Below are 26,117 nucleotides of genomic sequence, written 5' to 3'. Positions count from 1 at the left end.
CATGACCGCGCTTCGCATGCGTGCCCGCGATTTCCTGACCGAGGATCAGCTCGTCGACGTGCGCCGGCGCGTGACCTGGAAGGGCGTGGCCCTGATCGCGCATGCCTGGGCGCTGATCATTGGCGCGATCGCGCTGGTCGCGTGGTGGCCCAATCCGCTCACCTATGTCTTCGCCGTCGCGATCATCGGCTCGCGCCAGCTAGGCCTTGCGATCCTCATGCATGACGGCGCGCATGGCTGTCTCTCCGCCGACGAGACCACCAACCTGACGCTGAGCCAGTGGTTCTGCGCCTATCCACTCTTTGCGGAGACGCGCGCTTACCGGCGCTATCATTTGCAGCATCATGCGCGCACCCAGCAGGAGGACGATCCGGACCTCGTGCTGTCGGCGCCGTTTCCAATCACCAAGCTGAGCTACCGCCGCAAGTTCATCCGCGATATCACCGGGCAGACCGGCTACCAGCAGCGCAAGGCGCAACTGCTCAATGCGCTGGGGCCAAAGGACTGGCCATGGCGGCAGCGGCTGACGCATTTCTGGGACAAGCTCGGCCCGCAATGCATCGTCAATGCCGTGATGTTGGCAGCGCTTGCTGCGGCGGGCGTCTGGTGGGCCTATCCGCTGCTATGGCTGGTGCCGCTCGTGACCTGGATGATGGTCATCACCCGCATCCGCAACATCGCCGAGCATGCCGTTGTGCCTGACAGCAGCGATCCCTTGCGCAATACCCGCACCACGCATGCCAATTTTCTCGAGCGTCTGTTCATCGCGCCGTACTACGTGAACTACCACCTCGAGCATCATCTTCTGTTCTACGTGCCCTGCTACAATTTGCCGAAAGTCCATCGCCTGCTCGGCGAAAGCCGGCATGCCGAGCGGATGGAGGTGCAGCCGAATTACGCCGCGGTGCTGCGGCTCGCCACCGCCAAGCCGAACCGCGACGACCGACCGGGACAATTGGCCAGCAGCACGCGCCGCGCGCGGGCCGGTGCCGAGGTCGGTGCGGATCAGAAGGCGGGCGGTTTCTAGCGGGCCGGCGCCGCAGCTCTTGGCGCAGGAAGGAATGTTGCCTCGGGCACAAGCGTGACGGGCTCGACGACCGCGGCGCCGTGGATCACGAATGCGCCCTTGCCGCGACGCTTGGCTTCGTACATCGCGCGGTCGGCGGCGCTGAGCAGTTCGTCAGCGGTCACACCGTCGCGCGGTGCCGACGCAAGGCCGATGCTGGCCCCTACACGCGCCGCTGGCGTAAAGTCGAACGGCTCCGCCACTCGCGCGATGATCAGCTGGGCGATTGCGACAGCTTCGTCGTCGGTGGTGTCAGGCAGCAGGATCACGAACTCGTCGCCGCCAATGCGGCACACGACATCGGCATCGCGCACGCTGGCGCACAGACGCTTCGCCACTGCGACGAGAACAGCGTCGCCCGCGGCGTGCCCAAACCTGTCATTGACGCCCTTGAAGCCGTCGAGGTCGACGCAGAACACTGTGAGCTTCGAGACAGCCGACGCTGCATCGGGCCATGGGCCGTCGAGCATTTCGGCGAAAAGTTTCTGGTTGAGGGCGCGGTTGGGCAGGCCTGTCAGCAGGTCGTGATGCGCCATCAGGCGATTGTTGCGCTCGGAATGGTGCAGATCGAGCAGGATCTTGTGGTTCTCGAGCAGCAGGAAAATCATCCCCGCCGTGTAGACCGGCGTTTGCAGTCCGATGATGAACAGGAACGGCACCGGCGACAGGATCGTGGCGACCGCGAAGGGCAGCGTCAGGATGCAGATCAGGAGAATGCCGTAGCGCGGTGTCCCCGCGTTGCGCGAGGCGATGCCGCCGACGAGGTTGGCAAGACCAATGCCGGCCATCAGGATCAGCGGCATGATGCCGGACGCCACACATTGATAGCAACCGGCGGAAATCAGGATGACCGATGCGAGGCCCGCCCAGATCGGCGAGACGTTGACCGGCGCGCGCCGGTCCCGCTTCGCCTTTGCCAGGGCTCGCATCATCAGCGTAACGCGCGTGCTGCCGAGAACGATCTCCGCGAGCACCCAGGCATAGGCCCAGGCGGCGCCGGTCAAAGCGGCGGAGAGCGAGGCGATCAGCAGCGATGCCGCCACCGCCACCAGCATTGTTCTGGTCTTGTTGGTGCGTTGCTGGAGCAATTCATTGTGGATGTCGTCGGGCTGCGGACGCGGGCCGGCCAGCAGCCAGTCGACGCAGGCCTGCAAAGGACGCCGGCGCGGTTGCCCACGAGAAGCGGAAACCGTCGATGTCTGTGGGACCACATTTGCCATGGCGGCAACCTAGGTCAGCGCTATTTAAGGCGGCTTAAGTCGTGGAACCAAGTTCCGGACAGCGTAAACGCTTTATCTGAGGGCGAGGGCGCGGCAGGCCCGATTGGTGCACAGCAATGGACGGTTTTGGCCCCGATGCTTGTGACAGGGAGCCCATCGCGGCTTGACAGCGCGGCCCCGGACGTTGTCTACGGCCCCCTTTGGAGCATGATCGGGAACAAGGGCGCGGGCCGGACGTCGTCGGCTGCCGGTTCTCGTAGACGACAATTCGAGCGATCCAGGGAGCGCCGATGACGGCAGCATTCACATTTCCGGGGCAGGGGTCTCAGGCGGTCGGTATGGGCAAGGCCCTGGCCGACGCTTTCCCGGTGGCGCGCGCCGTGTTCGACGAGGTCGATGCCGCGCTCGGCGAGAAGCTGACGGCTACTATCTGGGATGGCCCCGCGGAGACACTCCAGCTCACCGAGAACGCACAGCCGGCGCTGATGGCCGTCTCTGTGGCCACCCTGCGCGTGCTGGAGGCTGAGGCAGGTTTTTCCGTAGGACGGGACGCGGCCTTCGTTGCCGGCCACTCGCTCGGTGAATATTCGGCGCTGGCCGCAGCCGGCAGCCTGACGATTTCAGACACGGCCCGGCTGCTTCGCACCCGCGGTCTCGCAATGCAAAAGGCCGTTCCCGTCGGCGTCGGGGCCATGGCCGCGTTGCTCGGACTCGATTACGAGGCCGCTATGGCTGTCGCCAACGAGGCGGCACAGGGGCAGGTCTGCCAGGCCGCCAATGACAATGGCGGCGGGCAGGTGGTCGTTTCCGGCGACAAGGCTGCGGTCGATCGCGCCGTCGAGATCGCCAAGACCAAGGGCGCCAAGCGCGCAATGCTGCTGCCGGTGTCCGCGCCGTTCCATTGCAAATTGATGCAGCCGGCCGCGGATGCCATGGCGGAAGCGCTCTCCAAGGTCATGATCAAGGCGCCGGCGGCGCCGCTGGTGTCGAATGTGCTGGCAAGCGCCATCGCCGATCCCGACGAGATTCGTCGCCGATTGGTCGAACAGGTTACGGGAACGGTTCGCTGGCGCGAGTCGGTTTCCTATATGGCAGGGCAGGGCGTCACTCGCTTCTTCGAGATCGGCGCCGGCAAGGTTCTGACCGGTCTCGTCAAGCGCATTACGGATGGTGCCGTCGGCGTCGCTGTGGGCGGACCCAACGACATCGCCGCTGCCAAGGATGCATTGGCCGCTGCGAAGCAGGCCTAGAGGAGTTTTTCAATGTTCGATCTGACTGGCAAGAAAGCGCTCGTCACCGGTGCGACCGGCGGCATTGGCGGCGCGATTGCGCAGGCCCTGCACGCGCAGGGCGCCACGGTTGCGATTTCGGGAACGCGGAAGGAGGTGCTGGACGAGCTGGCCGGCAAGCTCGGCGAGCGCGCGCTCGTGCTGCCCTGCAATCTCTCTAAGGCCGACGAGGTCGAGGCGCTGGTGCCGGCCGCAGAAGCGGCGATGGGCCAGGTCGACATTCTCGTCGCCAATGCCGGCATCACCCGCGACAACCTCTTCGTTCAGCTTCGCGACGAAGACTGGGACGAGGTCATCAACGTCAATCTGACGGCAACTTTCCGCCTGGCGCGTGCCGCCACCAAATTGATGATGCGCAAGCGCTTCGGCCGCATCATCGCCATTACGTCCGTGGTCGGCGTCACCGGCAATCCCGGGCAGGGCAATTACACGGCGTCGAAGGCGGGCCTGATCGGCATGATCAAGACACTGGGTGCCGAATATGCCAAGCGTGGCGTCACTGCGAACTGCATCGCGCCCGGCTTCATCAAGACGCCGATGACGGATGCGCTCAACGACAAGCAGCGCGAAACGATTCTCACCAAGGTTCCAGCCGCCCGTCTGGGAACGCCCGAGGACATTGCTGCGGCCGCCGTCTACCTGAGTTCGAACGAAGCGGCCTACGTCACCGGCCAGACCATCCATGTCAATGGCGGCATGGCCATGATCTGACGCCGCCTTCCGCACGCCCATATCGGCAGTGCGGGATGCGGCAAACAGCCGTTTCCAGAGCGAAATGAGGCTTGTAGTCAAGGCAGTTGAAGTATGATAACCGGACCGCGGATGGGCAAAGAACGCCATTGCAGGTTTTTGAAACCCTGTATATTGGCGATGCTGAGCCTTGGCCGTCGTTCGCCGGGCCCTGCGTCGGTTTGGATGGGGCCAAATCAAAGTTCGTAAGCGAAGGCAAGTGACACGACCACGACGGCTCGTATCGTCCCGGGGGGTCGGGTCTACAGGGAACAACACGAGGTTAAGCAATGAGTGACATTGGCGAGCGGGTTAAGAAGATCGTGGTCGAACACCTTGGTGTTGAGCCCGAGAAGGTTGTCGACGCTGCGAGCTTCATCGACGACCTCGGCGCCGACAGTCTGGACACCGTCGAGCTGGTGATGGCGTTCGAAGAAGAATTCGGTTGCGAGATTCCGGACGACGCCGCGGAGACGATTCTCACCGTCGGCGACGCCACGAAGTTTCTCGAGAAGAACGCGAAGAGCTAAGCTCTTCATTTTCGCGGGGACAACATTGAAACCGGACGGACCGCTTTGCGGCGGTCAGCCGGTTTCTTGTTATCGGCCGTGAATCTTTCGAAGCGGAGTTTTTCGGATATGAGGCGGGTCGTCGTCACGGGTCTCGGCATGGTGTCGCCACTCGCCTGTGGCGTCGATGCGACCTGGAAACGCATCCTCAACGGCGAAAGCGGCGCGCGCAGGATCGAGAGCTTCGATGTCTCCGATCTCCAGACCAAATACGCCTGCACCGTCGTGCGCGGCGACGGGTCGAACGACACGTTCAATCCCGACAAATGGATGGAGCCGAAGGACCAGCGCAAGGTCGACGACTTCATCATCTTCGGCATGGCGGCGGCGGGCCAGGCGCTCGACGATGCCGACTGGCACCCAGAGTCCGAAGAGGACAAATGCGCCACCGGGACCATGATCGGATCGGGCATCGGCGGCCTCAGCGGCATTGCCGAGACCGCGATCCTGCTCAAGGAGCGTGGACCGCGCCGGGTGTCGCCGTTCTTTATTCCGGGCCGCCTGATCAATCTCGCCTCCGGCTATGTCTCGATCGCGCACGGGCTGAAAGGACCGAACCATTCGGTGGTCACGGCCTGCTCGACCGGCGCGCATGCGGTCGGCGACGCCGCCCGCCTGATTGCGCTCGGCGATGCCGACGTCATGGTCGCCGGCGGCGCCGAATCGCCGATCAGCCGCATCGGCATTGCCGGCTTCAACGCGGCGCGCGCGCTGTCGACCGGCTTCAACGAGACGCCGGAGAAGGCGTCACGTCCCTATGACAAGGACCGCGACGGTTTTGTGATGGGCGAGGGCGCCGGCGTCCTGGTCCTCGAGGAGCTCGAGCATGCCCAGCGCCGCGGCGCCAGGATTTACGCCGAGGTGATCGGCTACGGCCTCTCGGGTGATGCCTATCACATTACCTCGCCATCGCCGGATGGGGATGGCGGCTTCCGCAGCATGTCGGCGGCGTTGAAGCGCGCCGGGCTGTCGGCGTCCGATCTCGATTATATCAACGCGCACGGTACCTCGACGCCGCTCGGCGACGAGATCGAGCTCGGCGCGGTGGAGCGCCTGCTCGGCAATGCCGCTTCCAAGGTCGCGATGTCCTCGACCAAATCGTCGACCGGCCATCTTCTCGGCGCAGCCGGCGCGATCGAGGCGATCTTCGCGATTCTCGCGATTCGCGATAATGTCGTGCCGCCGACCATCAATCTGGACAACCCGTCGGTCGAGACTGCGATCGATCTCGTGCCGCATACGGCGAAGAAGCGCGAGATCAACGTCGCATTGTCGAATTCTTTTGGGTTTGGCGGTACCAATGCGTCGGTGATCGTCCGGCGCCTGGTCCATTAGTTTGCGTTTGCGACGAATCCACCGTTTTGCCGTATTCGGCGATAGTCATACCCCGTGGGCGCGCACATTTGGCCGGGCAAGCGATTGTCAGGCCGCAATTGAACCGGCAGGATTCAGGTTGCTTCGATGAGTGAAAGGCCGCCCATTTCGCCCCGGAGTCCGCGGGCAGCGCTCGAGCCCGAGCAGGTCCCGCCGCCGCCGAAGCGATCGGAGCGGGCGCGCAATCCCTTTGTCGTGGTCGGCAATGCCATCATCACCCTGTTGATCATCTCCATGATTGGCGCCGGTGGTGTCTACTATTATGGCCGGCAAGTGCTGGAAGCGCCGGGACCGCTGAAGGACGACAAGATCGTCAACATTCCCCAGCGCGCTGGCAAGCGCGACATCGCCGAGACCCTGAACCGGGAAGGCGTGACCGACGTCAATCCGTGGGTGTTCATCGCGAGCGTCGCCGCGCTGAAGGCGAGCTCGGACCTGAAGCCCGGTGAATATGCGTTCCAGAAGAACGCCTCGCTGCGCGACGTCATCGCCACCATCGTCGAGGGCAAGGTGGTGCAGCATGCCGTCACGATCCCGGAAGGCCTGACCTCCGAGCAGATCGTGGCGCGGCTCACCGACAACGACATCTTCACCGGCAGCGTCCGCGAGCTGCCGCGCGAGGGCACGCTGTTGCCTGAGACCTACAAGTTCCCGCGCGGCACCCCGCGTGACCAGGTGGTCCAGCGCATGCAGCAGGCGCACAAGCGCGTGCTTGCCGAGATCTGGGAGCGCCGCAGCCAGGACCTCCCGGTCAAGACTCCGGAGCAGCTGGTGACGCTCGCCTCGATCGTGGAGAAGGAAACCGGCAAGCCGGACGAGCGCAGCCGCGTCGCGGCCGTGTTCGTCAATCGGCTGAAGCAGAAGATCAAGCTCCAGTCCGATCCGACCATCATCTATGGCCTCGTCGGCGGCAAGGGCACGCTCGGCCGCCCGATCAAGCGCAGCGAGATCACGCAGCCGTCGCCCTACAACACCTATGTGATCGAAGGCCTGCCGCCGGGCCCGATCGCCAACCCGGGCCGCGCCTCGCTGGAAGCCGCAGCCAACCCGGCCCGCACCCGCGACCTCTTTTTCGTCGCCGACGGCTCGGGCGGGCATGCCTTCACCGAGACCTACGACGCGCACCAGAAGAACGTCGCCAAGCTCCGCGCGATGGAGAAGCAGATCCAGAACGACACGGTCGAGCCGGCCGACGACGCGCAGGCGCCAGCCGCTGCCGCACCCGCGGCGGCAGATAGCGCGCCGACCGCGACCACCCCGAAGCCGACCCAGCAGAAAAAGCCGCCGGCCCGGCCCGCGGCTCCTGCTCCGGCCCGCCAGGGCGCGGCGCAGCCGACGCCGCCGGTGATCCCGCGCTAGCGCAGGCCTGCCTACGGGACTTTGCGGATTACACTTTCCTGCAAAATAGTCTTAAGATTCGCGTGCCTTGATGGCACCGCGAATCTCATTTGTCCGGAGAAACTGACCTGATGGCGCTGTCGTCCATGACCGGTTTTGCCCGAAGCCACGGCGCAAGCGGGCCGTACACGTTCGAATGGGAATTGAAGTCGGTCAACGCCAAGGGCTTTGACCTCAGGGTGCGGCTGCCGCAGGGGTTCGACGAGCTCGAGGCCCATGCCAAGAAGCGCGCCGGCGAGCTTTTGTCACGCGGCACCGTCTACGCCAATCTCAACGTCAAGCGCACCAACGCGTCCGCGACCGTCCGCGTCAACGAGGACGTGCTCAACGCCGTCCTGAAGGCCGCCGCCGTCATCGCCGGCAAGGTCGATGCGGTCGCGCCGAGCATCGACGGCCTGCTCGCCATCAAGGGCGTCGTCGAGGTCGCCGAGCCCGACGGCGACGAGGAGGAGGACAACGCCGCGCGTGCCGCCGCAGCCGACGCCTTCGACAAGGCGCTCGATGAGCTCGTGGCGATGCGCAAGCGCGAGGGCACCTCGCTGGGTCAGATCCTGACCCAGCGGGTCGACGAGGTCGAGCAGCTGGCGAAGAAGGCCGAAGCCGCGCCGGGCCGCAAGCCGGAGGCGATCAAGGCCAGGCTCGCCGAGCAGATCGCAACGCTGCTGGACACCTCCGATCGTCTCGATTCCGACCGGCTGATGCAGGAGGCGATTTTGATCGCAACCCGGGCCGACATCCGCGAGGAGCTCGATCGCATCGCCTCGCATGTCGCGCAGGCGCGCGAGCTGATCGGCAAGGGCGGTCCGATCGGGCGCAAGCTGGACTTCCTGGCGCAGGAGTTTCACCGCGAGGTCAACACCTGCTGCTCGAAGTCGAACGACATCGAGCTGACCAATACCGGGCTCGCCATGAAGAACGTGGTCGAGCAATTCCGCGAGCAGGTCCAGAATCTGGAGTGATCGATGACGATTGGCGGTCACGGAACTGACGGTGTCGAGCGGCGCGGGCTGATGTTCGTGCTGTCCTCGCCATCGGGCGCAGGCAAAACGACGCTGTCGCGTCTCTTGATCGATCGCATGCCGGGCCTGCGCATGTCGGTCTCGGCGACGACGCGCGCGATGCGGCCCGGCGAGGTCGATGGCCGCGACTATCTGTTCGTCGACAAGCTGAGGTTCGAGGCCATGGTGAAGGGCGACGAGCTTCTGGAATGGGCGACCGTGTTCGACAACCGCTATGGCACGCCGCGCGCGCCGGTCGAGGCTGCATTGACGGCGGGGCAGGACGTGCTGTTCGACATCGACTGGCAGGGCACGCAGCAGCTGCGCGAGAAGGCGCGCGCCGACGTCGTCAGCGTCTTCATCCTGCCGCCTTCGGCCGCCGACCTCGAGAAGCGGCTGCATTCGCGCGCGCAGGATTCCGACGAGGTGATCCGCAAGCGGATGAGCCGCGCCAGCCACGAGATGAGCCACTGGGCCGAATACGACTACATCGTCATCAACCATGATGTCGACGATGCCTTCGCCGAGGTGCAGTCGATCCTGAAGGCCGAGCGCCTCAAGCGCGAGCGGCGGATTGGCCTCGTCGGCTTCGTGCGAGGTCTGCAAGGTCAGCTTCAAGGCTAGGCTGCGCCAGCCGCGGCCCCTCCTGCGCAAGCCGTTCCAGCATGGCGGTGATGACGTCGATGTCGACGGCATCCTCGTCGCGCGCATTGTCATCGTGCGAATCTTGCTCATGCACGGACGGCTGCCCGGCCTGGTTGTCATCGGCCGCGAGCTGCGGCGCCGTCTCCTCGACTTCGTATTCGTCTTCGAACAGTTCGATCTGAGCCGGCTCGGGTTCGGCCGCCTTGACGGGCGCGGGGCGGACTTGCGCTGCGACCCTGGCGATCTCGCCAGTGAATGCGGCGAGTTGGTTGGCTTGAGGGCACACGGCATCGGGACGAACAGCGTCGAAGTCCACCGGACGCGGCCGTTCCGCGAGCGCCGGTGCGGGCGTTGCGTCGAGCCACGGCGCGCGGCTGGCGTCGTAATCCTGCGGGTCCCAATTATCCCAGTGAGAGCGGCGATGGTCGCCGGCCTGGACGCGCACGCGGGAGCCCGCGAAGCGGTAGATCACGCTGGCAATGAGGCCGGCGAGCGCCAGCGCGCCGCCGATGACGAGCATCAGCGTCTGGAGCGATCCGGTCGGCTTGTCGGCGGGCGCATCGGCTGCGGCTGATGCCACCAGGGCAGGGGATGCGGCCGGCGGTGCGCTTGGCTGCGCATCTGCGGCGACCTTCACGGCCTGCGGCGGAGGCGCTGTGGCCGTCGATCCATCGGGCCAGCGCGCGGCGACGGCGGGGGCCTGCGCATTGTTGTCAGCGGTGGGGCTCGCAGGCTGCGGTGCGGCCGCAGGCGGCGCATCTTGCGCGGCAATCTGCGGCGCGATGTATTCGGCGCGCGCGTTCTGAACCGACTGCGGAGGCGGTGAATCCGGCTGCGGCGCGCTGTTGGCCGTCTGCGTGCTTGTCGCGGCTTTGCCGCCCTCGGCACGCAGGTACCAGCATTGCCGCTTGGTCGACCGCTCCAGCCGATAGAACCAATGCTGGCCTTGCGGCGCGGTGCCCTTCGGCGAGGCGAGGCAGTCGCCGGCGGCGTTGGCTTGGCTTGCTGTGGCGGGTGCGCTTGGGGCGTTCTGCGACACGGCTGCCAATGGTGCGCCGGCGATCATGCTGCCGATCAGCGCGGATATGAACTTGGCGGTTCGGTTGCCCATCCTGGTCTCCCGGTTACGCATGACGCAACTTTGTACCGTGCCTTTCTCAACAAAGAGTTGGGTGGCAATGAGCCGCAAATCCGGAGAGGATGTGGCCTGAATTGGGCCGCCTCGGAGGTCGTTCCGAGGGCGGAATCAGATATTTCCGCGCGCGCTATTGCTTGCTCGCGGTCCAGGTTCCCGAGCAGCCGTCGGAGCGGTGGAAAGTGCCTGAACCGCTGCGTCCCGAGAGGCGTCCGGCACCGGTATAGGTGATGCCGTTTTCACCATGGCCGAAGGTGCGCACCGCGCCGTTCGGGCTGACCGTACCGCTGACGCCATCGCCCATGACGCGGCCCGAGCTCACGACGGTTGCGCCGCTGGAGCTGCCGCCGCAGCCGACGCTTGTGACCGCCCAGGCGCCGTCGAAGCTGGCGCCACCGCCTCCACCGGCACCGCTTCGCCGCGGCGATGAGCGTTCCTCGGGCGCGGGCTTGCTCCGTGCGGATGGCGCGGGTTCCGCCGAGCGGCCCGGAGACGAATCCTGGCGCGAGCCGGACAGCGACTTCTCGTCATTGCCGATCGAGCCGCCGGCGCTGCCGGACTGCGCGAAGGCGCACGGTGGGGCGAGGGCGAGAAGGGAGACGAGAGCGAACGTGCGGGCGACGGCGTGCGGCATGAGCGATCAATCCCAAATCAAGAAAAATCAGCGGTAAAATTCAGCGGCCGGAGCCGTCGGCACAAACAGCTCCAATAATGCGGCAAGCTTTGCCAGCCTTGCCGCATTCGTCAAGCGCAGCGTCCCTGGCGCGCAACACGTTGTCGCGCTGGACCAGCGACCAGGACTTGTCGGAGATCGCAAACGCGCCGCAGCTTTTGCCGTAGAAGGACAGCTCGATCGGGCATTTGGCGCCGGCGCAATTGCCGCGTGCGTCCGCCACCGCCGCGCGCCGCGAGGCGTGGTTCCACGACATGCCCCATTTGTTGCCGTCGGGTCCGTAGACGATCGAGCCCCAGGGCTTGAGATCCTCCATCTTGCGCATCCGCAACAGCAGGCCTTCGGTCGGCTCGCCGGTCGGCGCCATCGCGATCCGCTCCTGAAGCTTCGTGATCGCGCGGGTGAGCCCGTCGGCGGTATCCGGATCGAAATTAAGCTCGTAGAGCCGCTCGTTCAGTTCGCTCAGCAGGCCGGCATCGCGCAAGGGCACGCGGTCGGGATCGGCGCGCAGGCGTTCCGCCGGCAGCGGATCGGGCTGCATCGCGGCGACCTGTGGCGGCGCGCTTTGCGTCGGCGGTACGAAATAGAAGGTGCCGTCGATCGGCGAGGACGACACCCAGGGCTGCTGCGCGCCGGATGTGGCGCGCTTTACGGCGAGGCCGACCTGGTTGAAGGTCTGGAACACGTCGAGGCCTGCGGTCCGGACCGTCGCGGCGAGTGCCTTGGTGTAGGGGCTGTGGCCGTCGCTGCCGTCCTGGGCAACGTTGCCGGGTTGCGTGGCGTAGGAGATCAGCGTGCCCTCCGGCGCGCGCATCTGCGCCAGCCCGCCGTCGGAGGAACGCAGGCCGCGTGAGCCAAACGGGTTGTTGCGGCAGGCATCGAGGATCACGAGGTTGAGCCGTGTGCCGGATCCCTGCATCTGGCGCAACACGAGATTGACGTCGGTCATCTGGAAATCGACGTCCGCCTCGCGCGTCGGATTGGCGTTGACCGGCACTAGGTAGTTCGAGCCTGCGACCTGCACGCCGTGGCCGGCATAATAGAACAGCGCGACATCGGCGCCCTGCACCTGCTTGCCAAAGCTCTGTACCGCGATGTCCATCGCAGGCTTGTCGAGATCGAGCTGGGCGCGGCCGCCGACCAGCGTGAAGCCGAGCGTTGCCAGCGTGTCGGCCATCAGGCCCGCATCCTTGGACGGGTTGTCGAGCGGCGTGATGTTCTTGTAGGCGGAATTGCCGACCACGAGCGCAACGCGCTTCTCGGCCGCTGCCGGAGATGCCATGGCGACGGCCAGCGCCGCGAGCACCAGGACGCGATTGAAAATATTCGCGTGCATCAAAACCCCCAAAGCAATGCCGGCAATCTATCAGCGGGGCGCGCAGGCGAAAAGCGCTGCGACATTCTCTGTCGGGGAACACAGGTCGGCATCGACAGGTGAGGGACCATGACTCCGCACTCTCGCGACCCCGACGGCCCGAGCTTTGCCAATACGTTCGGCGCCCAAAAGACCAAAGGGCGCAGGGAAGGCCGGGCGCCGGCTGGCACCCGAGATCCGTGCGCAACAGAAATGCACACGGGGTGGATCACAGGTGATGCCGGTCGCCCGGCCTTCCCTGCGCGGATGGTTTTAACGATGTCCTTCGTGCTCTCCCCGGGGAGCGATGCACTATTGCCCCCGTTGCCTCGCGGATGGCTGACGCGCGCGCCCGGTTGGGCCGCCACATCACCGCTGAGGCTTGACGCACAGACCCCGGGCGTCAGGACCACACGACTTCTCCGTCCGCGGACGGCCTCGCCGGATCGCCCTGGGCTTGCGTGTGCTCACCCAAGACGATCGATGAGACCGCGTTACCTGCGCCGTGTCGTGCCGCGTCGCGTGAGACTCACGGTTGCCCGCCCTGCCACACCCGTTGCGCGCCGGCGCTGCCGCGTCCACCGCAACCCGGCCCGCATCTCGTGACGATCGCGAACGCCCCTTTGGCAGGGCCGGGATGAGGGATGTATGCCACAAATCCGAAATTCGGAAAAGTGAAATATTTTTGTGGGCGGGGGTTGACGGGGTGTTTTGCCCGACGGGTCGCGAGGGGCCACGCGCGGCGAGATGGTTGGCTCCTTCGCCACGCCGTCATTGCGAGCGCAGCGAAGCAATCGAGAGTCGTTCCTCGGCGGCAGTCTGGATTGCCTCCGCCTTCTCCGAGGCTTCGGCGGACAAATCGCTGCCCTCGCAATGACGAGAGGAGGCGCCGATGCGATACGCTGCGACCTCGGACACTACTGACTCAAAACCCACTCAAACAGCTAGAGGACCATGCGCGCGCCGCCTGATATGAAAGCCTCGAGGTGAATCTCATGATCTTCTGGTTGGCGAGTGCAGCTCGTAGGATGGGCGGGGGAAGCGATGGGTTTCGCAAGGGCTCTACCCATCCTACGAAGTACCCGGTTCGTGATCGACGGAACCGGCTGACGCCTCATGTCACACAGATTAAGCCTATGCGGATAGCGTGAGTGCGCGGTAAACTGGCGGCCTGCGATGTCGTTTGACGGAGCATGGCCATGTCACTTCAAAATGCCGGCAAGAGCAGCCCCACCGACGCCTCAACCTGGACGGCGGCAGGCGACGAGTTCGTTCTGCTTGACGCGGTTCAGCCGCCCGCGCGCATCGAGCTGGCGCGCGAGCGCATGTTGCTGAGCCGGCTCTATCTCGGCCTGATCCGGAGCATTAACGACGACTACGGCGCGGAGTTCGTCAAGCAGAACGATAGCGCCACCTTCCGCACCATCGGCATCTACCTGTTCCTGCGCACCGCGATGTGCTCGCCGGTGCGGGCGAGCACGGTTGCCCAGGCGCTGAAACTGCCGCGCGCCACCGTGCTGCGACGGCTGGAGGACATGATCAAGCAGGGCTATGTCGAGCGCATCGGCAACGCTTACCGCGTCACCGACAAGGTCAACATCCCCGATCTCCAGCAACGATTGCAGCAGCGGATCGACATGATCCTGGCGACGGCCCGCGCGCTCGCCGAGCTCAGGGACGCCGCCGGATCAGCGCATTGACCGAACGTGCCGTTGAAAGCTGTCAGTCTCGCGCGCAACAGTCGGTCAGTGCTCGCCAGATGCGCTGAATCTCGATAGTCCTCTGAAGCTCAAGGACGTGGTTCGTGCCTGTACGGGAAGACGCCGTCTGCAGGCGAGGTTCGCGCGGGACGATCCAGCGCTCGGATATCGGATCGTACCATTTGCCAAGATGAATCAAGTGAGCGACTCCCGCGCAGGCGCAATGCTGCAAGCCGGCGCGGTGCGCCGCCTCCGTCATTGGCGTCAGGCTTCTGTCGTTGCCGTGAGCTTCTGTTGTTGCCGTGACGAGAGACAAACGCGTGGGAGGCTCGCGGCGTTCCAAATCAAGGGATGATTTGCACGCGCGCCCGCGTGCCTTTGCGATCATTCGCGTGCCTTAGCGAAACCGCCGCGTCACCATGGCCAGCACGAACACCGGCTCTGTGCCGTCGAACACGCTGAGCGTCCAGCTGTCGCCGGGGCGCAGCGCATGCTCGACGTCACGGGAGAGGCGGGCCGCTTCGCGCCAGGCGGCCTCGTCATCGAGGAGCGTTTCGCCGGTCGTGTCGGTGTAGGGCTGCTGGCCCTCGAAATGAAAGAAGTACCGCGGCATGTCCCGGCAATGCCGCAGGTGCGGGAATGTTCCGGTGTCGCAGGACCGCGCTATCCGTGCGGCGCGCCGCCGAGCACCTCGCGAAAATGCCGCTTTACCCAGCTGTTGCAGGCGCAGGCGCTCGCCTCGAGTGCCGGCGCGTCGAGGATCAGGATGGAGCCGCGGCGGGTGGCGAGAATCCGCTTCGCCTTGAAGATCTGGATGACGCGGCTGGCATAGCTGCGGGAGACGCCGAGCATGCCGGCGAGCTGCTCGTGGGTGAGGGCGATCTCGTCGCCGCCGATATGCTCCTGCGCTGCCAGGATCCACTTGGCCGCGCGCTGCTCGATCGAATGCGCGGCGTTGCAGGCCGCAGTCTGGAGCAGCTGCGCGAGCTGACAGGCCGCGTAGCGCGCGAACAGGTCCTGGAGGCTTGTCGAACGCTGCTGCGCCTGTTCGAGCGCGCGCAGCGGCAGGCGCAGCACCGCGCCGCCCACCTTCACGACGATGCGCGAATAGGCCAGCGCCGCGCCACGCCCCAAGGGCGCGCCGACCGCGCCCTCTCGGCCGACCAGGAGGCTTTCGACCTCGCGATCGTCCTCGACCGGAACGGCGAACGACACGAAAGCCGGCCCGCAAGGGAAGTGGACGACGCTGATGCCGTCGCCGGCGTGGTGCAGGATATGATTGGCGGCGAGCTCCACCGATTGCAGATGAGGCGCGAGCAGCTCGAAATCATGGGCGCTGAGCTTTTGAAGGAGCTCGTTCTGGGGCCGGCCGGTCACGCGTCTCGTTCTCTTGCCTGGCTTCTGACTTGGCCGGGAATCGGCATCGGGGAGAACCCTACGTTTCCGCGCAGGAACCGACCGTTCCAAAGTGCACACAAGAGCTTTTGGGAAATCGAAAAGTTGCAGTCTGCGGGCCTCCGGGCCCGCCGCGTTGCAAGCGCGCCACGCCGCGAACTCTGTTCACGTCCGGAGAACTACGGAAATTCGAAATCGGCCTGGACCTGAACGACGCTGCTCTGTGCCGGAGTGCACATAAGGCGGTTGCGGATTGCACTAGCGTTGCGATCGCCGAGTGCGCGCCCCGTGCGCTCGGTCCGGTGGGCCCGCCGGCCTTCCCCATGTCACGCCGCCAGGCCGGCGGGTCCGAGGGCGGCGCGCCGCTCGCTATCCGAGGCGCGCTTTGCGCGCGGCCGACAGCGGGTTCAGTGCGAGATGGTCGCGGTAGGCGTCGATCGCCCGGTTGGCGAGCCTCAGCGGCCGGCGCTCGCCGGTCTTGAGCTGCGCCTCGATCGCATCGAGAATGATGTTGGCCGAGACATCGGGAGGGCCGAGCTCGCCGCCCTTCTCGAGAAAATTCCACGCGATGAAGAACGCGCTTTCGACGATGCAGCGAATGGACATGGGCTGCCAACGCGGTGGCACCGCGGACGTTCCGCGGGGGCTTGCGGAGGCGACCTCAGGCCTCGGACGGATCGCTGATGTCGCCGATCTTGTGAACGGCAACCTTGATGGACATGCCCTGATAGTCTTTCGCGTCGCCAAACCACGAACCCGCCAGCGGAACGGCCTGGCCGGGATGCCGGGCGACGGCCACCGGAATGAGATCGAACCCGGCATTGATCTGGTTGGTCGGATCGTAGTCCAGCCATCCGGCGCCGGGGAGGAACACCTGAACCCAGGCGTGTGTGGCGCCTGAGCCGGTCATGCCGACGGCGCCGCCATCCAGCGCCTGGTCGTAGAGGTAGCCGCTGACGAAGCGCGCGGCGAAGCCGAGGCGGCGCAACACCTCGATCATGAGCCAGGCATAGTCGCGGCAGGTGCCGGCTCTGGTGAGGAGCGTTTCGCCCGGAGGCTGGGTGCCTTCCGTCTCGCGCGACTGGTAGCTGAAGCTTTCGCGAAAGGTGCGCAGGATCCGGCGCAGCACGTCGGTGGTCTCGTCCTGGTCGCCGGAGACGAAGCTCTTGGTCCAGGCCGCGAGGTTGCCGTCGGGGTCGTCGGCATGAGGACGCAGATAGCCCGCGAGGTCGGTCCATTCGTCGGGCGAATATTGCACGGGGACCTGGTCCGCCCGCGCATCCAGCGGAAACGACTCGATGCCCTTGATGCCGAAGAATACGCCGCGCACCTGAAAGGTGAATGTCAGCGCGCTGCTCGGCTCGCCGAACTCCATCACCGTGACGACGTTGGAGCGGGCGTCGGTGACCCAGTGAATCTTCGAAGCAGGGTCGGTTTTTGCGGACCAGTCCAGCAGCCGGGCGCATGCGCCGCGCCGCGGCAGGAACATTGCCCGGTGCGTGCCGAACGACACCGGCCGCGCATATCGGTACGTCGTGACGTGCGTGATCTCGCCCAGCATGGCCATGACGGTCTCCTCCCGAACGACCTTGTGAGGGTCTTGTCCGTGTCAGGGCCGCGCAAGGCGATGGCGCGCGTTGATCTATGTCAAGGGCGGTGAAGTGCGATCTCGAATCTTCAGTCTTCAGTTCTTCAGCACGATGCGGCCGACCACGTGGCCGGCGCGCAACTCGTCGATCCATTTCTGCACGTCGGCCATCGGTTCCTCGCGCATCGGCGTCGGCTTGATCTTGCCGGCGCGGGCGAGCGCCATCAGCTCGTGGGCTTCCGCAAGCGTGCCGACCATAAAACCTTCGACGGTGAGGCGCTTGTAGACCCATTGCACCATCGGCAGCGTGAACTGGCCGCCCATCAGGCCGGAGACGACGACCTTGCCGCCGCGCGCGGCGACCGCAACCGCAAACGCCATCGACTTCTCGTTGCCGGCGAAATCGACAACCTCGTCGAAGCCGCCTTCGGTTTCCTTCAGGATGCGGCGGATGATTTCGGGTTCGGCCGGATCGTAGGCGCTAGCCGCGCCGTTCTTCAGCGCGGTCTCGCGCGCGGCCGGCGAGAGGTCGGCGACCGTGATCGGCTGCTTGAACATGGCCTGCGCGAACGACAGGCCCATCATGCCGACGCCGCCGAGGCCGATCAGCAAGAGGTTGCGCTGGCGCGGGCGGTCGACCAGGCGTTTGAGCGCGCCGTAGGCGGTGACGCCCGAGCACATCAACGTCGCGGCCTGGTTGACGGGCAGGGGATCGTAGTCGAGCAGATACTTTGCGTCAGGCACCAGCACGTGAGTTGCAAAACCGCCGTCGATGGAGACGCCGAGGAAGCGCTGCTTCACGCAGAGATTCTCGTCGCCATTGGCGCAGTCGCGGCACTGGCCGCAGCCGATCCAGGGAAACACCGCCTTCTTGTGGCCTGCGAGGCCGGCCGGCACGTCGGGGCCGACTTCGTCGACGACGCCGGCGATCTCGTGGCCGAGCGTGAAGGGCAGCGTCATGCCGCGCGTGGTGTCGAGCTTCTTGCCGCCGCCGAGATCGGCATAGCCGTCCTGGATGTGCAGATCGGAGTGACAGAGGCCGCAGCGCTCGATGCGCACCAGCACCTCGCGTCCTTGCGGCTTGGGCGTGTCCACGATCGTCTCGCACAGGGGCGCATCGAACTTGACCAGCGACTGCCGACGCATCAACGCCATATTCCTTCCTCCGAAATTTAAATCGTCATGTTTCGCTGCGTATATCCGCCAATTCACGCGCCATGGCAACAAAGCCGGAGATGGGAATGGTCTCGGCGCGCCGCGTCGCATCGACGCCGGCGGCTGCCGCAAGCCGTGCGGGATCGACGCCCAGCGATTTCAGGCTCTGACGCAACATCTTGCGGCGCTGGCCGAAGGCCGCGGCCGCGACCTGCTCGAGCAGCTTGCGGTCGCAGGGGAGCGGCGCCGCGCGCGGCACCAGGCGGACGACGGAGGACGTGACCTTCGGCGGCGGCACGAAGGCGGACGGTGAGATGTCGAACAGGATTTTCGTCTCCGCACGCCAGTTGGCGAGCACGCCGAGCCGGCCATAGGCTTCCTCGTCCGCGCGCGCAACGATGCGCTCGCCGACCTCGCGCTGGAACATCAGGACCAGCATGTCGTACCAGGGCGGCCAGGGCTCGATGGTGAGCCAGTTGATCAGGAGTTGCGTCGCGATGTTGTAGGGCAGGTTGGCCACGATCTTTGCGCGCTCGCCGCCAAGCAGCGGGCGCGGGTCGAAGGTCATGGCGTCGCCATGCACGATCTCGAGCCGGCCGGGATAGCGCGCGGAAATATCCTGTAACGCCGGGATCGCGCGCTCGTCATGCTCGATGGCGATGACGCGTTTGGCGCCGAGCGCGAGCAGCGCCCGCGTCAGCCCGCCCGGGCCCGGGCCGATCTCGACGATGATGGACTCTTCGAGCGGCGCCGCTGCGCGCGCGATGCGTGCGGTCAGATTGAGGTCGAGCAGGAAATTCTGGCCGAGCGATTTGCGGGCCGACAGAGCGTGCTGGCGAATGACCTCGCGAAGCGGTGGGAGGTCGTCGATCGCGCTCATCAGCTGTTTGTTGCCGCCATGCGGCTCGCCAGCTTGAGCGCCGCGATCAGGCTCGCCGGATTGGCCTTGCCGGTGCCCGCGATGTCGAAGGCGGTGCCGTGATCGGGCGAGGTGCGGATGAAGGGCAGGCCGAGCGTGACGTTCACGGCGTCGTCGAAGGCGACTGTCTTGATCGGGATCAGCGCCTGGTCGTGATACATGCAGACCGCGCAATCGTAGCTGTCGCGCGCCGCCTCATGGAACATGGTGTCGGCGGGCAAGGGGCCTTTGGCGTCGATGCCGTCGTTGCGCAGCGCCTTCAGCGCCGGTGCAATCACCGTCTGCTCCTCATGGCCGAGCGAGCCGTCTTCGCCGGCATGCGGGTTGAGGCCGGAGATCGCAATCCGCGGACGCGCGATGCCGAAGCGGGATTTCAGCTCGGTTGCGACGATGCGCACGGTCGAGATGATGAGTTCAGTCGTGAGCTGGGCGAGCGCCTCACGCAGCGAGACGTGGATCGTCACCGGCACCACGGCGAGCCGCGGCGACCACAGCATCATCACCGGCTGCGGCACGCGGCCGTCGACGCTCGCAAGCTCGGCGAGGAATTCGGTATGACCGGGGTGGCGGAAGCCGGCCCGGTAAAGCACGCTCTTGGCGATCGGATTGGTGACGACGGCACCGGCGCGTCCCTCGCGCACGTCAGCGACGGCCTGACGGATCGAGGCAAGCGCTGCAGGTGCACTCGCGGCGTCAGGTTTGCCGGGCTCGGCCGTCGCATGTTCGCCGGTCGCGACCACGGGCAACGCATCTGCGAAGGCGACCGCGGCCTCGCTTGCACTCACCGCAGCGATCCTCAAGTCGGCGCCGAGCGCCAAGCCCAATGCCTCGGCGCGCCGCGCGATCAGCGCCTCGTCGCCGAGCAGGTAGAAGGCTGGCAGGTTCAGCTCGCGGCGCTTGAGCCAGGCGGCGATGGTGATGTCGGGTCCGATGCCGGCGGGCTCTCCCAGCGTGAGGGCGAGGGGCTTTGCGGGAGAGGGGGCCATCAGCGGTTGCGATATTCGATCATCGCCGCCTTGCGGATCTCGTCGAGATAGGCCTTCTGGGTCTTCTCGTATTTCTGCTGGTACATCTGCTCGCGGATCTCGCGCTTCTTCGGCGTGTCGATCGTGGTCGGCTTGCGCGCGCACAGCACCACCATTTCGATACCCGCCTTGGTCACCTCGGGGGCGGTGAGATGGCCGATCGGGGTGTCGTCGAGCACCTTGCGCAGCGCCTCGGGCAGGTCCGCGGTGGTCTTGGTGACGCTCTCGCGGATGGTGGCGTTCGGCGTCGAGCGGAACAGCGAATTGGCCTCCTCGCAGCTTGCGACGCGCGAGCGATAGGTCTCGGCCTCCTTCATCCGCGTCTCCTGGAACGCCGGCGACGAGCCGCGCGGCACGATCAGCACGATCGGCTGCATCTTGTACTCGGTGCCCTCGATCTGGAGCTTCTCGTTGCCGCCCTCGCGGACCTTGTCGGCGACATCCTTCTCGCCGACCATCAGCTTCTCCTTGTAGCGGCCGCGCACGAGACTGGTCCAGACCATCTCGGCCTTCATGCGGCCCTTGAGGGTCTCGGGGCGCACGCCCTTGGTCTCGAGCGACTTGGTGAGCTGGTCCGGCGTGATGCGCATGCGCTGCGCCATGCCCTCGTAGGACTGGTTGATGTCGGAGACGCCGGGATCGACGCCGTATTTCTTGCCTTCCTTCATCTTGATCTTGTCGTCGATCAGCTCGTTGATGACGTCCTGCCGGGCCGGGGTCTTCTGCGTCGTCAGCTGATCGAGCTTTGAGCGCTGCTCGATGTCGAAATCGGTGATGGGGTCGCCGTTGACCATGACGACGATGTTCTGCGCGCGCGCCGGCGCGCTGGCGAGAATCAGCACTGCGCCGAGGGCAAGAAGGAGGCAGCGGAAGAGAGGCAATCGGGTCGTCATGGTTGTCGCTCGTATGTCAGCCGAAATGATCCTGCGATAGGGAGCACGCGGCCGGCACTTCAAACGGGGTCACTGGTAGCCAGAGGAGCCGGTGACCCCCGTCGAGGTCGCGATCGTGCGAAGCCCGATCTGGAACATGAACGCGTGGCTCAGCGTGGGCGGCGTCGTGCCCGCGGAATAGCTATACGAAGTTACATAGTTCGCCGCCAGCACGAAGCAATCGTCGACATAGCCGGCGCCGAGCACATATTGGTTGATCTTGTTGGCCTCGAGGTCCCAGCGCGCCGAGCCCGTCACCACCCAGTTGGTCGCGACCTTGATCGAGCCCGACGTCAGGATGCCTTCGCGGCGCGTCAGATAGCCGAGCTCAGGCTGCGGCGCGTAATTGCCGTACATGACGCTGACCGACCAGCGATTGAAATTGGCGCGGCCTTCGGCCTCGAAGCGCTGGATGTTCCAGGTCTGCTCGTCCATGCGGGAGCGGACGCTGAACGTATAGGTGCTGTTCGGCGAATAGGCGGCGCTTGCCACGTAGTCCGAACGCGGTTTGTCGAGGCCGGAATTGATGCCGGTATTGATGGAATCCTGCACCGCATAGGAGTTCATGCCGAACAGCTGGTAGGACTGCCCGAACAGCACCTTGACCGCGCCGCCCCGGTCGAATTGCGTGGTCGCCTGCACGCCGACATTGGCCCGGCCACCGCCCTCGACGCGATCGTAGCCGGAGAACTTGTCGACGCTGAACAGGTTCGAGGCGTCGAACACCATGCTCTGCGCATCCTCGTTCGGAAGCTTGCCGGCATAGGTCTCGTTCGGCCGGATGATGATCTGCGCGATCGGCTCGACGGTGGTCGAGCCCCAGGGCTGAACGTTGATGAAGGGATAGCGGTATTCGAGGCCGACGGTCGGCATCAGGCGGAACGCCTGGGTGTCGCCGACGGGCAGATAGTTCGACACGCCCGGCTGGTTGGAGACGTCGGAATTGATGGCGTCGGCGCGCAGGATCGCGAACGGCGTCCAGATCTCGCCGAACGGATCGGTGAAGGACTTGCGCCACTGCGCTTCCGCGGTCAGGCGGGTGTAGGTGCCGGGGAAGCCGCGCAACAGGCACTGCGAGGGCGTGCGCGCGAGCGGATCAGCCGACGTCGTCGTGCACAGGCTGTTGGTGTTGGCGAGCGTGGTGATCGGGTCGAACACCGCGTCGTTGCGGGTCAGGTTGACGAAGTTCGTCTTGTAGGAGACCTCGCCGCCGAAGATCGGGTAGTTCAGCACGTTCGAGTAGTCGATCACGGGATAGACGACCGGGACCTGCTGCTGGTTGCCCGAGAAGCTCAGCCAGTACATCGTGCGCGCGTCGAAGAAGCTGCGGTTGCCGACGCCGGTCAGATAGAGCTGCGACAGCGCGTCGGTCGGCAGGTTCAGGAACGAGCCGAGCGGATCGCGGTAGGCCGACAGGCGGTAATCCGACATGAAGTAGTAGTCGGAGAGGATGACGCCGTCCCAGCCCCAGACCCATTTGTCATTCAGCGCGAACTGACCCTTGGTCTCGACGCCGCCGCGGAACTGGCGGTCGCCCGGCAGGCCGGCGAAATTGCCGGGGTTGAGCTGGTCGATGCCGTAGACGCGGATCTGATAGGCGCCGTCCATCAGGCGCTGGCGGAATTCGGCCTGGAACAGCACGCCCTGCTTGGAGGTGATGCGCGGGTTGAAGGTTGCGTCCATGTCCGGCGCGATCGCCCAGTAGAACGGGACTTCGACGCCGTAGCCGAACGCGGTGTAGGAGGTGAAGCCCGGCATCAGGAAGCCGGTCTTGCGCTTCACGGTCGGGTCGGGCGTCGAGAAATACGGCATGTAGGCGAGCGGCACGCCGAAGAACTCGAGCTGCGCCGTCTCGAAATACAGCATCTTCTCCTGCTGGTCGTGGATGATGCGGGCACCCTTGACCTGCCAGAGCGGCGGCTTCTTCGGATCGTCCTTGCACGGCGCGCACGCCGTGTAGACGCCGTTCTCGAACACGGTGTAGTTGCCGCTTGAGCGGTCGGCGCGGGTCGCGGCCATGCGGGTCTGATCGGCGGTGTCGACGCGCAGCGAATCGACGAAGCCGTCGCGGTAATCGTCGGAGAGGTCCAGGATCTCGGCATAGGTGATCTTGCCTTCGGCATCCGTCATGCGGATGTTGCCTTCGGCATGGAGCCGCTTGGTCTTCTGGTCGTAGATGACCCGGTCGGCCTCGACGCTGGTGCCGTTGTAGAACAGCTGCACGTTGCCGACCGCGGAGACGCGCGAATTGTTGTAGTCGTAATCGACCTCGGTCGCCTGCACGAGCATCTGCCCGTCATTGGCGGCCTTCGGCGGCGTCGGACGCGGCGGTCGCGGATTATAGGTGAAGCTCTGGGCGGCGGACGGCGTGACCGTGGCAAGATCAATCATGCCGGCGAGCGATGCGGCGGCGACGACGGCCAGCAAGAGCTTGCGAACAGACCAGCCGCTCCCGTTCGCGCGCACGGGGATGCGCTGCGTCAAGCGAGACACGGGTCCTCGGCGGACGGCCGTCACTATCCGTCCTCCTGATACAGCAAGGCCAAAAAGCCGGTGAGGCCGCCCACCACCACCGGCAACCACGCCGCAGCGATCGGATGCATCAACTCAGCCTTGCTCAAGTCTTCAGTCACTTTCGACAAAACGTAGAGCAGAAAGCCTGCGCCCACGCCACTCAAAACCATCTTCTGTACGCCGCCCATCCGGAAGAAGCGCAGCGACACGGAAGCCGCGAGCATCACCATGGCGGCGAGCAAAAACGGCTGTGCCAGCAGCTTGTGATACTGGAGTCGATATCCGGCTGTCGCGAAGCCCGAGCTCTCGGAGGAGCGGATGTAGCTCGGTAGTTGCCAAAAGGACACAGTCTCGGGTGTGGAAAAGCTGTTGCGGACCTGCGCTTCGGTCAGTGTCGTCGGAATCTCCAGGCTCGCCTGGTCCACCGGCGGGCCGTCGAGCGAGAAGCGGCGCACGCCCTTGAACAGCCAATGGCCGGATTCGAGCGTGGCCTCGCGCGCCTCGATCCGTTCCTTGAAGTGCTGCTCCGTGTCAAACCGGAACAGCGTCAGCCCGGTGAGGCGCACGCCTTGTTGCTCGCTGCGCGCCGCGTTGATGATGGTCTGACCGTCGCTCGTCACCTGATTGAGCCAGAAACCCGAGGCGTCCTGGATGCCGCCGCCGGGCGCCGAGCCGAACAGCTCCGCCTCCATGCGCTTGGAGAGCTCGCGCAAATTGGCCGACATCGGATTGTAGGCGACGGTGGCGATCACCCCGATCAGGAGCGCGCTGCCGAGCGCCGGCGAGATGAACTGCCAGGCCGAGACGCCGGCGGCGCGCGCGACCACGAGCTCGAGCCGGCGGGAGAGGGCGAGATAGCAGGTCATGGCGCCGATCAGCATGCAGAACGGCGTCAGCTTCTCCAGCAACTGCGGCACCCGGAACAGCGAAGTCTCGGCCACCATGATCGCGGAGGCGGACGCGAGCCCTGAGGTCTTGCGCACCATCTCGATGTAATCGACCAGCACCAGCAGCAGGAAAATGCTCGCGAACACGCCGAGTGCGGCGACCACGAAGCGGCCGGCGAAATAGCGCCCGAGCGTGTTGGTGAGCATGCTCATGCGGTGGCCGGCCGTCCGAACAGCCGCGCAATGCGGGCGTTCGATCTGTTGATGGCCTCCGTCAGGCCGGGGGGCGGCTCGACCACGACCCCGCCGACGATCATCCACATGCCGGCGCCGATCGCGGCAGCCAGCATCGCATATTGTACGGCAGCCGCGGCCGGCGACTTCACCGCCATCACCGAGCAGGCAAATCCCGCCATGCGCAGGCCGAACACCGCGAGCACCGAGCCGCCGATCGAGAAGTTGCGGCTCTGACGCGTGGTGCGCGGCGCGCCGAGGAAGGCGAAGGTCAGCGCCGCAAATGCAAACGGGTAGAGCGGCGCCATCAGGCGATCATGCAGCTCGGACCAGAACTGGCCGGGCACCGCCTTGTAGACGGGATCGTCCTCGGACGGCGAGAACAATTCCCAGAGATAACGCTCGCGAATGCCGAGGGTGACGTCGTGGCCCTGGTTGGAGAACTTCGACATGTCGAAGCCGTAGCGGGCGAACGCCACCAGCGCGGGGTCGCGCTTGCCGGCCTCGAAACGCTGGAGATTGCCGTCCTTGAGCACCAGGAACGAGCCGTTGTCGTTCTTCACGACCTCGCCGTGCTCGGCGACGATCGAGACGCGCTCGTTCGGATCGCGGCGGTCGTCGATGAAGATGCCGGCGAGGATGCCGCCGGGCTGCCGTTCGCGGATCCGGATCGTCAGGTTCTTGTCGAGCTGGGCGAAGCGGCCGGGCTGGAGGATGTTGGTAAGCACGTCGGCGGTGATCTCGGCGTCCCATTGCTTGATCCGCCGCATGCCGTCGGGGGCGAGATAAGCCGAGATGAAGGCGACGAGCGCCGCCACGACGCAGGTGGCGTAGAAGAACGGATAGAACAGCCGGAACGGCGAGAAGCCGGCGGCATTCATCACGATGATCTCGGAATCGGTCGCGAGCTTGTTCAGCGTGTGCGAGATCGCGATCATCAGCGCGATCGGCGAGATGATCAGGACCAGCGCCGGAATGACGAGGCTGGTGATGCCGAGGAAGGTGAGAATGGTCTGACCCTGGCTCGTCATCAGGTCGATGCCGCGCAACGCCTGCGTAATCCAGATCACGCCGGTGAGGCTGACCAGGACGAGCGCAAACGACGCCAGCGTCGTGCGGAAGATATACCTATCGATCGACCCCATGCGCTACCGCACGAATCCCCAACCAAAGCCCCGAAGCAGTCCCCGGAATTTCTGTCTGCCCGACCCATCCCTAAAAGGGAGCCCCAGGGTCTTTGCAGCCATCTCGTCCGCCGTTCACATTCTCACTACCATCCCTTTGATCCGTCAACAAAATGGCTGCCCCGTGGCACCCT

At 65.4% G+C, this 26,117-nt stretch carries 24 protein-coding genes; 9 read left to right on the top strand and 15 right to left on the bottom strand.

The window, feature by feature from the left end; translation table 11 throughout:
- Position 1: 1 nt before the first annotated feature.
- Entirely contained in the window at positions 2-1,027 is a 1,026-nt protein-coding gene (locus tag IC761_RS20840) for a fatty acid desaturase family protein (RefSeq protein WP_195798509.1), read from the top strand.
- Here the strand turns inward: IC761_RS20840 and IC761_RS20835 are convergent.
- Complete coding sequence (locus tag IC761_RS20835) at positions 1,024-2,286, bottom strand: GGDEF domain-containing protein (RefSeq protein ID WP_195798508.1); 1,263 nt, start codon at positions 2,284-2,286, stop codon at positions 1,024-1,026. The genes IC761_RS20840 and IC761_RS20835 overlap by 4 nt on opposite strands.
- A gap of 290 nt (positions 2,287-2,576) precedes the next feature.
- Here IC761_RS20835 and fabD point away from each other — a divergent pair, with 290 nt between their 5' ends.
- From fabD to gmk, 7 genes are all read left to right on the top strand, one after another.
- Positions 2,577-3,536 carry an ACP S-malonyltransferase gene (gene fabD, locus IC761_RS20830; protein ID WP_195798507.1) on the top strand — a complete coding sequence of 320 codons (960 nt, stop codon included), beginning with the start codon at positions 2,577-2,579 and terminating at the stop codon, positions 3,534-3,536.
- Between the two features lie 12 nt (positions 3,537-3,548).
- On the top strand, positions 3,549-4,286 hold the full coding sequence (gene fabG, locus IC761_RS20825) for a 3-oxoacyl-[acyl-carrier-protein] reductase (protein WP_195798506.1): 738 nt from the start codon (positions 3,549-3,551) through the stop codon (positions 4,284-4,286).
- Between the two features lie 308 nt (positions 4,287-4,594).
- A complete protein-coding gene (locus IC761_RS20820; protein ID WP_008130699.1) occupies positions 4,595-4,834 on the top strand; it encodes an acyl carrier protein in 240 nt (79 codons plus the stop codon).
- A 108-nt stretch (positions 4,835-4,942) separates the two neighbouring features.
- Positions 4,943-6,208: a beta-ketoacyl-ACP synthase II gene (fabF, locus tag IC761_RS20815; protein ID WP_195798505.1), complete on the top strand. Its 1,266-nt coding sequence runs from the start codon at positions 4,943-4,945 to the stop codon at positions 6,206-6,208.
- Between the two features lie 126 nt (positions 6,209-6,334).
- Positions 6,335-7,606 (top strand): endolytic transglycosylase MltG, encoded by a 1,272-nt coding sequence (gene mltG / locus IC761_RS20810; RefSeq protein ID WP_195798504.1) that lies wholly within the window; start codon positions 6,335-6,337, stop codon positions 7,604-7,606.
- 110 nt (positions 7,607-7,716) lie between these two features.
- Positions 7,717-8,604, top strand: a complete 888-nt coding sequence (locus IC761_RS20805) for a YicC/YloC family endoribonuclease (RefSeq protein WP_195798503.1) — start codon at positions 7,717-7,719, stop codon at positions 8,602-8,604.
- A gap of 3 nt (positions 8,605-8,607) precedes the next feature.
- Positions 8,608-9,267 carry a guanylate kinase gene (gmk, locus tag IC761_RS20800; protein WP_195798502.1) on the top strand — a complete coding sequence of 220 codons (660 nt, stop codon included), beginning with the start codon at positions 8,608-8,610 and terminating at the stop codon, positions 9,265-9,267.
- On the opposite strand, the gene IC761_RS20795 is transcribed toward gmk, so the two are convergent.
- From IC761_RS20795 to IC761_RS20785, 3 genes are all read right to left on the bottom strand, one after another.
- Positions 9,200-10,399: a hypothetical protein gene (locus IC761_RS20795; protein ID WP_195804726.1), complete on the bottom strand. Its 1,200-nt coding sequence runs from the start codon at positions 10,397-10,399 to the stop codon at positions 9,200-9,202. The genes gmk and IC761_RS20795 overlap by 68 nt on opposite strands.
- A 154-nt stretch (positions 10,400-10,553) precedes the next feature.
- Entirely contained in the window at positions 10,554-11,057 is a 504-nt protein-coding gene (locus IC761_RS20790; RefSeq protein ID WP_195798501.1) for a hypothetical protein, read from the bottom strand.
- A gap of 40 nt (positions 11,058-11,097) precedes the next feature.
- Complete coding sequence (locus IC761_RS20785) at positions 11,098-12,432, bottom strand: caspase family protein (RefSeq protein ID WP_195798500.1); 1,335 nt, start codon at positions 12,430-12,432, stop codon at positions 11,098-11,100.
- A 1,217-nt stretch (positions 12,433-13,649) separates the two neighbouring features.
- Here IC761_RS20785 and IC761_RS20780 point away from each other — a divergent pair.
- On the top strand, positions 13,650-14,150 hold the full coding sequence (locus IC761_RS20780; protein ID WP_195798499.1) for a helix-turn-helix domain-containing protein: 501 nt from the start codon (positions 13,650-13,652) through the stop codon (positions 14,148-14,150).
- Positions 14,151-14,547: 397 nt separating this feature from the next.
- Here IC761_RS20780 and IC761_RS20775 read toward each other — a convergent pair whose 3' ends face one another.
- The 11 genes from IC761_RS20775 to lptF all read right to left on the bottom strand — a co-directional run bounded on the left by IC761_RS20775 (position 14,548) and on the right by lptF (position 25,944).
- Positions 14,548-14,763 carry a DUF6894 family protein gene (locus IC761_RS20775; RefSeq protein ID WP_195798498.1) on the bottom strand — a complete coding sequence of 72 codons (216 nt, stop codon included), beginning with the start codon at positions 14,761-14,763 and terminating at the stop codon, positions 14,548-14,550.
- A gap of 50 nt (positions 14,764-14,813) precedes the next feature.
- Positions 14,814-15,527, bottom strand: a complete 714-nt coding sequence (locus IC761_RS20770; protein ID WP_195798497.1) for a Crp/Fnr family transcriptional regulator — start codon at positions 15,525-15,527, stop codon at positions 14,814-14,816.
- A 387-nt stretch (positions 15,528-15,914) separates the two neighbouring features.
- A complete protein-coding gene (locus IC761_RS20765) occupies positions 15,915-16,151 on the bottom strand; it encodes a hypothetical protein (RefSeq protein WP_195798496.1) in 237 nt (78 codons plus the stop codon).
- Positions 16,152-16,206: 55 nt separating this feature from the next.
- Positions 16,207-17,112 carry a transglutaminase family protein gene (locus IC761_RS20760; protein ID WP_195798495.1) on the bottom strand — a complete coding sequence of 302 codons (906 nt, stop codon included), beginning with the start codon at positions 17,110-17,112 and terminating at the stop codon, positions 16,207-16,209.
- A 117-nt stretch (positions 17,113-17,229) separates the two neighbouring features.
- Positions 17,230-18,288, bottom strand: a complete 1,059-nt coding sequence (locus IC761_RS20755) for an alcohol dehydrogenase (RefSeq protein ID WP_195798494.1) — start codon at positions 18,286-18,288, stop codon at positions 17,230-17,232.
- 25 nt (positions 18,289-18,313) lie between these two features.
- A complete protein-coding gene (rsmA, locus tag IC761_RS20750; protein ID WP_195798493.1) occupies positions 18,314-19,168 on the bottom strand; it encodes a 16S rRNA (adenine(1518)-N(6)/adenine(1519)-N(6))-dimethyltransferase RsmA in 855 nt (284 codons plus the stop codon).
- Positions 19,168-20,193: a 4-hydroxythreonine-4-phosphate dehydrogenase PdxA gene (gene pdxA, locus IC761_RS20745; RefSeq protein ID WP_195798492.1), complete on the bottom strand. Its 1,026-nt coding sequence runs from the start codon at positions 20,191-20,193 to the stop codon at positions 19,168-19,170. The genes rsmA and pdxA overlap by 1 nt, the downstream gene beginning before the upstream one ends.
- Positions 20,193-21,125 (bottom strand): SurA N-terminal domain-containing protein, encoded by a 933-nt coding sequence (locus IC761_RS20740; RefSeq protein ID WP_195798491.1) that lies wholly within the window; start codon positions 21,123-21,125, stop codon positions 20,193-20,195. The genes pdxA and IC761_RS20740 overlap by 1 nt, the downstream gene beginning before the upstream one ends.
- Before the next feature lie 69 nt (positions 21,126-21,194).
- Positions 21,195-23,681 carry an LPS-assembly protein LptD gene (locus IC761_RS20735; protein WP_195798490.1) on the bottom strand — a complete coding sequence of 829 codons (2,487 nt, stop codon included), beginning with the start codon at positions 23,679-23,681 and terminating at the stop codon, positions 21,195-21,197.
- On the bottom strand, positions 23,681-24,778 hold the full coding sequence (gene lptG, locus IC761_RS20730; protein ID WP_195798489.1) for an LPS export ABC transporter permease LptG: 1,098 nt from the start codon (positions 24,776-24,778) through the stop codon (positions 23,681-23,683). The genes IC761_RS20735 and lptG overlap by 1 nt, the downstream gene beginning before the upstream one ends.
- Entirely contained in the window at positions 24,775-25,944 is a 1,170-nt protein-coding gene (gene lptF, locus IC761_RS20725) for an LPS export ABC transporter permease LptF (RefSeq protein ID WP_195798488.1), read from the bottom strand. Before lptF ends, lptG begins: the two co-directional genes overlap by 4 nt.
- Positions 25,945-26,117: the final 173 nt, after the last annotated feature.

The sequence above is a fragment of the Bradyrhizobium commune genome (genome assembly GCF_015624505.1).
Classification (GTDB): domain Bacteria; phylum Pseudomonadota; class Alphaproteobacteria; order Rhizobiales; family Xanthobacteraceae; genus Bradyrhizobium; species Bradyrhizobium commune.
This window is presented reverse-complemented; position numbering and strand designations above follow the sequence as displayed.